Here is a 12,081-nt window from a genome sequence, read left to right as displayed (position 1 = left end):
CGGTTCCGTATCCTGTGCAGCCATGATCACTCTTCGCCGTGCGGCCGGCCTTGCTGTCGCAGCCGTTGCCGCAGTGTCGTTGGTTGCCGGCTGTTCCGACGATGTGGAGCTCCGGGCCGTGCCCGAAGCCGGCTCGTCGACGACGGAATCGACGACGGAATCGACGACCTCGCCCAGTTCCTCGCGCACGACAACTTCGGCTCCGACCACCTCGGAGAGCCCGTCTGCGTCCGATCTCGATCTGGAGGTCGACGCCGAAATCGGCGATTGCGTCCTGCTCGGCGGCACCGTCGACGACGCCACGATCGAGGAAGCAACCTGCGGCAGCGACGACTCCAATTACCTCGTCGTCGACATCGTGACGACGAGCGACGAGTGCAATTCCGACCAGTCCTACTACGAGTCCATCCGCGGCAACGAGCTGGGCGCGCTGTGCCTCGATATCGACTGGCAGGTCGACGATTGCATGGATCTCGGCGGTGAAGACCCCAAGCGGATCGACTGTTCGGAGACGGCCGTCGAGGGCGAGAAGGTCACCGAGATCCTCGAAGGCACCACCGACGTCAACGAATGCTCCATCTCCGACAGCGGGTTCGTCTACGAGGAGCGCGAGATGGTCGTGTGCGCGGACTCTTTCTGAGTCGTTTTCGACAGACACGTCCCGAGTCGTTCGCCGGGCAGTCCCGCCTCGCCCGCGGCCGGACTTGTCGGTGCCGGCAGACACAATGCCGGATGAACCACCGACCATGTCCATCGAACGGATAGGGGAACTGCCTGTGACACCCTGGCCCGACCTACCCCTTTGCGCGTTCGACCTCGAGACGACCGATCGCGACCCGAGGGCGGCCCGCATCGTCAGCGCGTGTGTCGCGACTTTCGACGGGGAACGCATCCACTCGCGCACGTGGCTGCTCGATCCCGGCATCCCTATTCCCGCCGAGACCATCGCCATCCACGGCATCACCGATGAGCGCGCCCGTGCCGAAGGCATGGACTACCGGGCCGGTTATCTCGAGATCCGCGAGGCGCTGCTCGAGGCGTGGCGCCGGGGGCACATCGTCGTCGCATTCAACGCGAGCTACGACTTGACGGTGATGGACGCCGAAGGGAAACGCCTCGGACTACCCACCCTCGGGTTCGGGCTCGTCGCAGATCCGTACGTCATCGACCGGGAAATGGACCGCGGGCGGTCGGGGAAGCGCACGCTCGCGGCGGTGTGCGACGCATACGGGGTGACGCTGTCGTGCGCGCACGAAGCCGAGGCCGATGCACTCGCCGCCGGTCACCTCGTTCGCGCGCTCGTCGCTCGCTTTCCACAGCTCGCAGACCTCGACATCATGGCCGATCAGGCCGCGTGGCATGCCGAGCGGCAACGGAATTTCGCCGTGTATCTGGAAAGCCTCGGTCGCGACTCCACCGACGTCGACGGCGGTTGGCCGTTACGCGGAGCGTCGAGCGTCGACGTGCTCGAACGCCCCGCGAGCACCGTCGCCGAGCCGTGGACGACGCGACTTCGGCGACGGGCGCGGGTGTTATTCGAGCGGTTTCGTCGCAGGTAGAGGGGTCTGGCTAGATCCCTCGTCCCGGGTTGAGGATCGAGGTCGGATCGAACGCAGCCTTCACCTTGCTCATCAGTTCGCGTTCCACCGACCCGACCATCTGCTCGAGGTATGGCTCCTTGAGGACCCCGATGCCGTGCTCACCGCTGATCGATCCACCGAGTTCCAGGCATTCCGCCACCATGTCGTCGAATGCCAGCCGTGCGCGGCGCGTGTGATCGTCGTCGGCTGCGTCGAACACGATGGTGGGGTGCAGATTGCCGTCGGCGGCGTGTCCGAACGTCCCGATCACGAGGCTGTGTTTCTCAGCGATCCGCTCGATCGCCGACAGCATCTCGGGCAACCGTGGAACCGGAACCGCGAGATCGTCGAGCAAGGTACTGCCCTGGCGTTCGAGGGCGGTCAACGCGACCCGGCGCGCCTGCATGAACTCCTCGCCCTCGACCGGGTCGTCGGTGTCGTACACCTCGGTTGCGCCGATCTCGGTACACACGGTGGCACACGTCTGGGCCTCGGCACCGGCTTCTCTGCCGTCGCACTGAATGAGCAGGAGCGCGCCCGCTGATTCGTCGAGGCCCATGTGCGTCATCTCGTTGACCGCGGTGATCGTCGTGCGGTCCATCAGCTCGAGCAGACACGGTTCGGCGCGGTCGCGGATCGCGAGCACCGCGTCGATGGCCTGCGCTGTGGACGGAAATGCGGCCACGACCGTCGACGCCGCGGTCGGCGCCGCCCTGAGCCGCATGGTGGCCTCGACGATGACGGCGAGTGTCCCCTCCGACCCGACGAGCAGTTGTGTCAGGTTGAGCCCGGCGACATTTTTTCTGGTTACTGCGCCGGTATGGATGATGCGTCCGTCGGCGAGTACTGCTTTGATCCTGGCCACGTGATCGGCGGTGACGCCGTACTTCGCGCAGCATGTGCCACCCGCGTTCGTTGCGAGATTGCCACCGATGGTCGAGATCGCCCGGCTTCCGGGGTCCGGCACGTACCAGAGTCCGTGTTCGGCGACTGCGGCTGCCAGGTCGCCGTTGATCACGCCCGGCTGCACGGTCGCGGTCCGCGCGGACGTGTCGATACGGAGAATCTCGTTCAGCTTCTCGACGCTGAGCACGATGCATCCGTCGAGCGCGTTCGCGGCGCCTGCCAGCCCGGTACCCGCGCCGCGTGTCACCACGGGCACCCCGTGCCGGTGGGCCCACTTCATCGTTTCGACCACGTCGTCGGTGTCGCGGGCACGCACGAGTGCCAGTGGGATTCCGGCCTCGGTCAGCAGCGACTGGTCGCGCCGGTAAGCGAGCATCCGATCCGGGTCGGTGACGAGTGCGTCCCCGAGTGAGTCGTAGAGATCTTCGATGTTCACGGAGCGAGGCATTCACAGATTGTCAGACAAGTAAACTGGACAGTCAAGGACTGGGGTGTTGCAGCGTGGAAGAATCGCGCACCGATCGGCAGCGGAGCGGAGGAGCGGAAATGGCCGGACGAGTCAGAACTCTGTCGATCATCGACGCCCTCACCGAGGAACTGCGGGGGCGGTTGTTCTCCGGCGAGCTCGCGCACGACGACACGCTGACCGAAGCCGAAGTCGCACGGGTGTACGAGGTAGCACGGCCGACTGCGAAAGCAGCCATCGAGAAGCTCGTCGGTGAGGGTCTCCTCCAGCGCAGCGCCCACAAGACCGCGCGCGTACCGAAGCTGGGGCCCGACGACGTCCGCGACATCTATTGCACCCGCGCGCACCTCGAGTCCACAGCGCTGCGCTATCTGGCGCAGCGCGCACATGTTCCCGACTCTGCTGTCACCGCCAACGAGGCGATCTCCGCGATGACCGACAACGCACCGCTCGCGATCGTCGAACCCGATATGCGCTTCCATACCTCACTGGTGGAGGCGATGGGGAGCCCTCGGACGAGCAGAATGTTCGGTTCGCTCGTCTCCGAGGTGCGGTTGTGCATGGTCCAGGTTCAGGGCCAGCATCTGCTGACCACGGGGAGCATCGCCGCCGAACACCGGCAGATACTCGATGCGGTGGCCTCCGGAAACGGCGAGCTCGCGGTCTCGATCCTCGCCGACCACCTGGGACGAGCGCGTGAACGCCTCGTCGCGGCGGTCGGTGGCGTCCCCGACCCGGAGGCCGAACTCCCCGAGCCGGTGTGACGCACTCGCCACCGGCGGCGGAAAACCACTTGTTCTTTCAGAGCAACAGCCCTCGACGACGCGCCTCCACGACCGCTTCGTGACGACCGTGCACCTCGAGTTTGGCCAGAATATTGCGCACGTAGCTCTTCACGGTCTCCGGACTCAAGGACAGCCGCTCAGCGATCTCGGCGTTGCGGCACCCCAGGGCGACATACCCCAGCACGTCCCGTTCACGCGGGGTCAACCGGACGGCCGTTACCGGCTCACCGGCGCTACCGAGAGCCCGCAACCTGCCTTCGATCCCTCTCAACCGTGATTCCAGGTCGGAATCGTTCGTCAACGCCGCAATTTCGCGCAGCTCCAGATAGGTTTCTGTGATCGTGTCGGACACCGTGCGTGGTATCCGGTCACCGTGTTCCGGCTCGACGCCGTCTCCGATGTTGCCGAGCAGCGCCACCCGACGATCGACTTCGTCGCGGATCTCGATCTCCCGCGCCAGCGCACGGGCCGACTGCACGATCCGGTCGGTGACGGCGTCTCCGATGGATCGGGGTGTCCGGAGACCGCCGTACATCGCGGCGCGGGTCTTCCCGCGCACTACGACAGGAACCGCCAGCAGCGACTCGATCCCTTCACCCGCGACCGGCTTGTCGTAGTCATGGGTGATGCGCGGTGAGGTGAAGTAATCGGCGACCGAGCCTGGACGCTGCTCTGCGATCGCCCGGCCACCGAGTCCTCGTTCGGAACTGATCACGAGGTTACGGAGGAAGCGCCCACGAGTTCCGACGTACCCGGACAACACCAGGTCGGCGCCGTCGACGGTACCTCCGAACAGAATGGGAAGGTCCGTCACCTGCTTCAGCGACCGCAATTCGGCGCGAAGCGTGTCGACGTCACTCGGCCGAAGCAGATCGGCCCGATTCGCAGCACTCACTGGTCGGTTCTCCTCCTCCGAACACCCTCTTTCTAGGGTAGCGACGCCGATTCCGTGATTCGTAGCCTCGACGGCGTCCGGTGTTGCGACGATCACACGCGACGCCGCCTTTCCCGATGACCCCGGAGGTTTCCGTGTCCACCGCACTCGACAGCTCTGCCGCGACCGCCAACCACAGCCAGCTCACCCCGCTGCGCTTCCTCGAGCGTTCGGCGTCGGTGTTTCCCGATCGCACCGCCATCATCTACGGCGACCGTCGGTACACATACGCGGAGTTCGCCGACGAGACCCAACGCCTTGCCCGGGTCCTGAAGAGCCGAATCAAGCCCGGCGACCGGGTGGCCTACCTGACGCCGAACGTGCCCGAGACTCTCATCGCACATTTCGCAGTGCCGCTTGCCGGCGGGGTGCTCATCGCGCTGAACTCCCGGCTCGCCGGTCCGGAACTCGACTACATCCTGGGTCATGCGGAGGCGTCGCTGCTCTTCGTCGATTCCGAGTTCGTCGGCTCGCTCACCGGCGTCGATGTCCCGACGCTCACCGACATCGTCGAAATCCCTGATTCGACGGTGCCGGCGCCCGAGGTTCCTTCCGGTGTGATCACCGCGCGCTACGACGAGTTCCTCGCGCTCGCCGATTCGCTCGACGACAGCCCGCTGCCGTGGAGCGTCGACGACGAACTCGGCGTCATCACGCTCAACTACACGTCGGGTACGACCGGGAAGCCGAAGGGAGTGATGTACTCGCACCGCGGCGCCTACCTCAACTCGCTCGGCGAGACCTTCCACAACGGGTTCACCGGACAGAGCAAATACCTGTGGACGCTGCCGATGTTCCATTGCAACGGCTGGTGCACGCCGTGGGCGGTCACCGCGGCGGGCGGCACTCATATCTGCCTGCGGGCGGTGCGCGCCGACGCCATCTGGGACGCCATCGACAACTTGGGGGTGACCAACCTGTGCGGTGCTCCCGCGGTGTGCTCGACCATCGCGAACGCCGAGCAGGCGCACCCCCTCGACCGCTCGTTGCACATCACCACCGCGGGTGCACCACCGTCTCCGACCGTGATCGCACAACTCGAACAGATGGGCATCACCGTCGTGCACGTCTACGGCCTGACCGAGGTGTACGGCCCGTACACGATCTGCGAGTACCAGGATTCGTGGGACGACAAGACAGGTGACGAACGCGCCGCACTGTTGTCCAGGCAGGGTGTCGGGATGCTGCAGGCCGAAACGGCCCGCATCGTCGACGACAACATGAACGACGTTCCGGCCGACGCCGAGACCATGGGCGAGATCGTGCTGCGCGGCAACAACGTCATGCTCGGTTACTACAAGGATCCCGATGCCACCGCCGAGGCATTCGCCGGCGGCTGGTTCCACACCGGCGACCTCGGTGTGATGCACCCGGACGGGTATATCCAGCTCAAGGACCGCGCCAAGGACATCATCATCTCCGGTGGCGAGAACATCTCGACGGTCGAGGTAGAACAGGCGATCATGGCGCACCCCGCGGTGATCGACGTCGCCGTGGTCGGTGTTCCCGACGAGAAGTGGGGTGAACGGCCGAAGGCGTTCGTGATCTTGAAGAAGGAACAGTCTGTCACCGCGGACGACCTCATCGCCCACACCCGCAGCCTGCTGGCGGGCTACAAGGTCCCCCGTGACATCGTCTTCCCGCTCGAACTGCCGCGCACCTCGACCGGCAAGATTCTCAAGTTCGAACTGCGTGCGACGGAAACTCCGAGGTCTTGACGTGGCGAGGGTTCGGACCTTGGATACTCGGTAACCATGACGCACGGATCGACTCCCACTCGTCGCACCGAGGCGGCGGGGCCCGATCCCGCCCAGTTCCGGGTGCACGTAGTTGCCCAGGCAATCAGGCTGTTCTCGCAGCACGGCTACGAATCGACGACCGTCGAGCAGATCGCTGCGGCGGCGGGAGTCTCGCGTCGCACGTTCTTCCGGCAGTTCCGCTCCAAAGAGGACGTGATCTTCGCCGACCACGAGTCGCTGCTCGAACAGGTGTCGGAATACCTGTCGCGCGACTTCGACGACCCGTGGGTTGCCGCCTGCGATGCTGCGCAACTCGTGTTCGGTTACTTCCGCGACCGGCGCGACCTGTCGGTGTGGCGGTACCGGGTGGTGCAGCGGGTGCCCGCACTGCGCGATCGCGAACTCGTGACGACCTACCGCTACGAGCGGTTGTTCACCGAGTTCCTGCGCCAGGCGGTGCCGGGCGAGAAGCCCATCCGGATCGTGAGCTTCGCCGCCGCGGTGACGTCGGCGCACAACTTCCTGTTGAGGGCGATGATCCGCGGCGACGACACCGCGACCGCGGAGGTCCTCGATCGGGAGTTGTACGACATCAGGCGCACGTTCGGCGTCGTTCCGGGTGCAGACTCGCCCTCCACCACCGAGGCACCACGTGCCGTGATGGTGGTGACTTATCCCGCGGGAACGTCGCCGACCGAGATCGCCGAAGAAGTCCGGCGCACACTCGGCGCATAGCGACTACTCGCTACCCTGAGCCACCCTCACCATTGACCTGGCACTCAGTGCCGTGGTTAAAATTGGACGATTCTGCGACGTTGCGCCGTCAGCTCAGATACTGTAGGCGCAGATACACCCTCTGAAATGGCACCGCGTGCCGATAGGAGTTCCGATCCCATGGCCCTCAACGCCGATTTCGATCTATTCAAGCTCAGCGAAGAACACGACGCCCTGCGCGAGGCGATCCGCGCACTCTCCGAGAAGGAGATCGCGCCTCACGCGAAGGATGTCGACGAGAACTCCCGCTTCCCGCAGGAGGCGCTCGACGCACTCAACAAGTCCGGCTTCAATGCCATCCACGTCCCCGAGCAGTTCGAGGGCCAGGGCGCCGACTCCATCGCCGCGTGCATCGTGATCGAGGAAGTCGCCCGCGTGTGCGGGTCCTCGTCGCTGATCCCGGCCGTCAACAAGCTCGGCACCATGGGCCTGATCCTGCGCGGCTCCGACGAGCTCAAGGCCAAGGTCCTGCCGGACATCGTCAACGGAGCGATGGCGTCGTATGCGCTGTCCGAGCGTGAGGCCGGCTCCGACGCCGCGTCGATGCGCACCCGCGCGAAGGCGGACGGCGACGACTGGATCCTCAACGGTTCCAAGTGCTGGATCACCAACGGAGGCAAGTCCACCTGGTACACGGTCATGGCGGTGACCGATCCCGACAAGGGCGCCAACGGCATCTCGTCGTTCATGGTCCACAAGGACGACGAAGGCTTCGTCGTCGGGCCCAAGGAGAAGAAACTCGGCATCAAGGGCTCGCCCACCGCCGAGCTGTACTTCGAGAACTGCCGCATCCCCGGCGACCGCATCGTCGGCGAGCCCGGCACCGGCTTCAAGACGGCTCTCGCGACCCTCGACCACACGCGTCCCACCATCGGCGCACAGGCCGTCGGGCTCGCCCAGGGTGCGCTCGACGCCGCGATCACCTACGTCAAGGATCGCAAGCAGTTCGGACGTCCGATCTCCGACAACCAGGGTGTGCAGTTCATGCTCGCCGACATGGCCATGAAGGTCGAGGCCGCCCGCCTGATGGTCTACACCTCGGCCGCGCGCGCCGAGCGCGGCGAAGGCAACCTCGGCTTCATCTCGGCCGCTGCCAAGTGCTTCGCGTCGGATGTCGCCATGGAGGTCACCACCGATGCGGTGCAGCTGTTCGGTGGCGCCGGCTACACCACGGACTTCCCGGTCGAGCGAATGATGCGCGACGCCAAGATCACCCAGATCTACGAGGGCACCAACCAGATCCAGCGCGTCGTCATGTCGCGAGCACTGCTTCGCTGACCACGCTCGGATACGGTCTTAGTCGAGAATCCCTCATCGATCAGGAGTTTGTGTAGTGGCAATCGAAAAGGTAGGCGTTATCGGCGGCGGCACCATGGGTGCCGGCATCGCAGAGGTGTGCGCGAAGGCCGGTAGCGACGTGCTCGTCAAGGAGACGACGGAGCAGTTCGCCGAAGCGGCGCGTGAGCGTCTCGCGAAGTCGATCGGGCGCGGCGTCAAGTCCGGCAAGATCACCCAGGAGGACGCCGACGCGATCCTCGCCCGTATCAAGGTCACGCTCGACATGAGCGAGTTCGCCGACCGCGATCTCGTCATCGAGGCCGCACCCGAAATCGAGTCTCTGAAGGTCGAGATCTTCGCGGAGCTCGACAAGATCGTCAAGCCCGAGGGCATCCTCGCGACCAACACCTCGTCGATCCCCGTGATCAAGATGGCGCAGGCGACGCAGCGTCCCGGCAAGGTCGTCGGCGTCCACTTCTTCAACCCGGTGCCGGTGATGCCGCTCGTCGAGATCATCTCGGCACTCACCACCGACGAGGCCGCCGCCGACACGGTGTTCGAGTACGCCAAGAACACCCTCGGCAAGACCGCCGTGCGCGCAGGCGACCGCGCCGGCTTCATCGTCAACGCACTGCTCATCCCGTACCTGTGCGACGCGGTGCGGATGCTCGAGTCCGGTTACGCGACAAAGGAAGACATCGACGCCGCGATGAAGGGCGGCTGCGGCTACCCGATGGGTCCGCTGACGTTGCTCGACACCGTCGGTCTCGATATCGCCCTCAACGCCGCGCAGTCGTTGTACGACGAGTTCGCTCAGCCGAACTACGCTCCGCCGGCGCTGTTGCGTCGCATGGTCGAGGCGGGCCGCTTGGGCCGCAAGACCGGTGAGGGCTTCTACAGCTACAAGTAGTCCCAGCAGTACAGTCGAGCCCTGTCGGTCCTCCGGGACCGGCAGGGCTCGATCTTTTTCCGCCCCTTCATATCTCATGCACATATACAACCGGAACGGTCAGATGCGACCGAACGAACCGTTGTATCCGTCCGAAACCATTGCGGGGTCCACGATCAGGGCCTCAGAACCCTCCACCCACTCTGCTATCGTCACAACCCAGGCACATCGGGGGATTCTGTCGGGGGGACAGTTGTGACGTTGCAGGTAGATCCACACGCGCTTCGCGCGTTCGCCTCATCGGTGAGTGGCGCAGCAGATGCGATCGGGGAATGGGACACCAGCACCCCGTACGCACACTCGCACGCAGCACTTCCCGGCACAGGATTCAGTGAGGCAAGTACACGCGGCCACCTCGCTACGGCCCAAGCACTGGCCAACATCCGCCAGCGCCTCCTCGAAGTCACCGACATCTCGAACGGAGCGGCAGACGACTACGAGATCGCCGAGGCCGACTTCGTCGCAGCACTCACGGCGATGGACCTGCCCCGGTGAGTCCCGGCGTCTCTGCCGTCGAAGCCTGGAACCCTGACGCTCTCCGGACAACTGCAGACGGGCTCGACACGATCGTCGACTCACTCGACGACCACATGAAGGGCCTCCTCAACGATCAGGATGCCCTCGCCGAACAGTGGAAAGGCGACGCCGCGAATGCCGCAGCCCTCCGTGTAATCCGAGAACGTTCCCTCGGCAGCGCTATCGCCGGGGCCCTCCTGCAGGTTGCCGACGCCTATCGCACCGGGGCACCGATCGTCGACGGCGCCCGGATGCACGTCGCCGGGCTGGTGAGGGCGGCCGAATCCCAATCGTTCACCGTGCACGACAACGGCATCGTCGACGCAGCGAACCAGATCTCACTTCTTCGCGCGCTGCTGCCACCGGGCGCGACCTACGACACCGCATCCCTCCAGCTCGAACGCCAGGCCGCCGAGCTCAGTGTCGCGCTGGTCGACGTACTCCAACAGGCTGCGGCAGCCGCGGGCGACGTCACGGGTCGCATCAACAACGCAATCGCAATATTGGAGGACGCAGCCTCAGCTGCGACACCCGGAAAGGTCGTCCAGTCCGACCACGGTGAGTTCTCCTGGGTTCCGGACGTGCCCACCACCGTCGCCGCGTCCACGATCGGCGTCGTGACCGACGTGACCGACAAGGCAATGACGAGTGCTGCTATCGCGGCAGGCGACGACCTCGCAGCAGGAGTTGCGAAGGGACTCGGCCCATTCGCCGCGGTGCTCGGGACGATACCAGCGATCAACAACGATATCGAAGGTGGAATGGATCCCACCAAGGCTGTGATAACAGAAGGCGCAGGCGCCGTCGCCGGCCTCGGAGGAACATACATCGGCACAAAAGTGGGCGGAACCCTCGGCACGCTTATTGCACCAGGGGCAGGAACCGCTGTAGGGATCGTTGTCGGCGCGGCATTCGGCGGACTCGCAACGTGGTATTCCTCGAAAAAACTTCAGAAAGAGTGGGATTGATCCATGGAAGAATCCTTCCGAGAATGCGCTCAGGAGCACTGCAATGACTGAGTCGAGCCGCGGCACCAGCTCACCAGAATCCGGCAGCCACACTCGGGGTGACGGCCGCCCACTGTGGCCTCAACGGTTTCGCCCGGCAATGCTGATCGGGTCGGTAGCCACGTCCGCACTCGCGATACTCGGCATCCGCACTGTCGGGGAGAGCTGGCGGATCGAAGACCCATTGGTCACTGCAGGGTACTGTGGGGGTTCATTGTTGATGACGATGATTGCTCTGGGGCTGCTGCGCGAAGCCGGATTTCGATACCTGGGTCTGTCTGGAAAGATTCGCCCAATTCGCAACCCCTCGCATGGCAACGGGGTGTCAATTCCAACCACCCGCATACTGATTCCGTTTCTGATCATCTCACTCATCGCTGGCGCCTGTTACGGCGCCACCGCCTCCGTAGGCTGGTTCATAGGAGCAGAAGAATCGCTCCTCCCGAACGGCCGGGACTCTCGAGCGGATGCGGTCTACATGGCCACTCTCGCCGCGCTCGCAAGCACACTCGCGCTGTTCCTGGCTTCGATCAGAATCAAAACCGTCGTGAGTATCTACAGCGGCGGTATCGAGCGTTATTCTCATCGACGTATCCTGCTGTCCAACAAGGTATCCAGGATATTCGTGAGATGGCAGGACATCACGCTTGTCGACGGGAGAATCATCGACTCGTTCCAGAACCCCGGTATCGACATCCACACCTCACCCCAGATTGAAAGAGAGGAACGGACGCCACACGACGAAGAGCACAAGATCGCACTCATGGCCCACGTACTCGTGACCGAACCGAACACCCTCTTCGCGCTGTTGAAACGCCTCCACGAGAACCCGGACGACCGAGCACTCGTCCACGAAGCCGACGCCGTAGAACTACTGCGACCTCCTACCCTGCGCCAACGCTTCCGAGCTGCACGCGGCCGGAAGGCGCAGGCATGAACTCTCGGAACCCGATTCATGCCCCCTCGTGCACGCCTATTCGGTCGTACCGGGCCTGGGAACTGCCGTTGGAGTGGTGGTCGGCACTGCGATTGGTGCAGCGACCTCCGTCGGGATTTCCAAGCTTCTTCAACGGGCTTGGGATTGAACCAGTATCCCTGCATCGTGTCCAAAACGAGTTCAGGAGCGCAAATGTCCCGAAAGCCATCA

The 12,081-nt window shown here is 64.5% G+C and carries 12 protein-coding genes; 10 read left to right on the top strand and 2 right to left on the bottom strand.

The window, feature by feature from the left end; translation table 11 throughout:
* Positions 1 to 22 precede the first annotated feature (22 nt).
* Together MWU77_RS14680 and MWU77_RS14675 are read left to right on the top strand one after the other, a co-directional pair.
* A complete protein-coding gene (locus tag MWU77_RS14680) occupies positions 23 to 640 on the top strand; it encodes a hypothetical protein (protein WP_247274075.1) in 618 nt (205 codons plus the stop codon).
* 136 nt (positions 641 to 776) lie between these two features.
* Positions 777 to 1,559, top strand: a complete 783-nt coding sequence (locus tag MWU77_RS14675) for a 3'-5' exonuclease (protein ID WP_247274074.1) — start codon at positions 777 to 779, stop codon at positions 1,557 to 1,559.
* A gap of 10 nt (positions 1,560 to 1,569) precedes the next feature.
* Here MWU77_RS14675 and MWU77_RS14670 read toward each other — a convergent pair whose 3' ends face one another.
* Positions 1,570 to 2,934 (bottom strand): FAD-binding oxidoreductase, encoded by a 1,365-nt coding sequence (locus MWU77_RS14670; RefSeq protein ID WP_247274073.1) that lies wholly within the window; start codon positions 2,932 to 2,934, stop codon positions 1,570 to 1,572.
* Between the two features lie 98 nt (positions 2,935 to 3,032).
* On the opposite strand from MWU77_RS14670, the gene MWU77_RS14665 reads away from it, so the two are divergent.
* Positions 3,033 to 3,716, top strand: coding sequence for a GntR family transcriptional regulator (locus MWU77_RS14665; RefSeq protein ID WP_247274072.1), 684 nt, complete (start codon positions 3,033 to 3,035; stop codon positions 3,714 to 3,716).
* A 37-nt stretch (positions 3,717 to 3,753) separates the two neighbouring features.
* On the opposite strand, the gene MWU77_RS14660 is transcribed toward MWU77_RS14665, so the two are convergent.
* The gene (locus MWU77_RS14660; protein ID WP_169690935.1) at positions 3,754 to 4,632 is read right to left on the bottom strand and encodes a LuxR C-terminal-related transcriptional regulator; all 879 of its coding nucleotides are present in this window, start codon (positions 4,630 to 4,632) and stop codon (positions 3,754 to 3,756) included.
* Positions 4,633 to 4,748: 116 nt separating this feature from the next.
* On the opposite strand from MWU77_RS14660, the gene MWU77_RS14655 reads away from it, so the two are divergent.
* The 7 genes from MWU77_RS14655 to MWU77_RS14625 all read left to right on the top strand — a co-directional run bounded on the left by MWU77_RS14655 (position 4,749) and on the right by MWU77_RS14625 (position 11,871).
* Positions 4,749 to 6,389, top strand: coding sequence for an acyl--CoA ligase family protein (locus tag MWU77_RS14655; protein WP_247274071.1), 1,641 nt, complete (start codon positions 4,749 to 4,751; stop codon positions 6,387 to 6,389).
* A gap of 36 nt (positions 6,390 to 6,425) precedes the next feature.
* A complete protein-coding gene (locus MWU77_RS14650; RefSeq protein ID WP_169690933.1) occupies positions 6,426 to 7,145 on the top strand; it encodes a TetR family transcriptional regulator in 720 nt (239 codons plus the stop codon).
* 159 nt (positions 7,146 to 7,304) lie between these two features.
* The gene (locus MWU77_RS14645) at positions 7,305 to 8,462 is read left to right on the top strand and encodes an acyl-CoA dehydrogenase (protein WP_169690932.1); all 1,158 of its coding nucleotides are present in this window, start codon (positions 7,305 to 7,307) and stop codon (positions 8,460 to 8,462) included.
* Between the two features lie 61 nt (positions 8,463 to 8,523).
* Positions 8,524 to 9,372 carry a 3-hydroxybutyryl-CoA dehydrogenase gene (locus MWU77_RS14640; RefSeq protein ID WP_308198807.1) on the top strand — a complete coding sequence of 283 codons (849 nt, stop codon included), beginning with the start codon at positions 8,524 to 8,526 and terminating at the stop codon, positions 9,370 to 9,372.
* A 234-nt stretch (positions 9,373 to 9,606) separates the two neighbouring features.
* Positions 9,607 to 9,906, top strand: a complete 300-nt coding sequence (locus tag MWU77_RS14635; RefSeq protein WP_247274070.1) for a hypothetical protein — start codon at positions 9,607 to 9,609, stop codon at positions 9,904 to 9,906.
* A complete protein-coding gene (locus MWU77_RS14630) occupies positions 9,903 to 10,895 on the top strand; it encodes a hypothetical protein (protein ID WP_247274069.1) in 993 nt (330 codons plus the stop codon). Before MWU77_RS14635 ends, MWU77_RS14630 begins: the two co-directional genes overlap by 4 nt.
* Positions 10,896 to 11,154: 259 nt before the next feature.
* Positions 11,155 to 11,871 (top strand): hypothetical protein, encoded by a 717-nt coding sequence (locus tag MWU77_RS14625; protein ID WP_247274068.1) that lies wholly within the window; start codon positions 11,155 to 11,157, stop codon positions 11,869 to 11,871.
* Positions 11,872 to 12,081: the final 210 nt, after the last annotated feature.

Origin of the sequence: Rhodococcus sp. F64268, from assembly GCF_023015605.1 — a bacterium.
Classification (GTDB): Bacteria; Actinomycetota; Actinomycetes; order Mycobacteriales; family Mycobacteriaceae; genus Rhodococcus.
The sequence above is the reverse complement of the archived record's forward strand: the minus strand, read 5'-3'. Positions and strand labels throughout refer to the sequence as shown.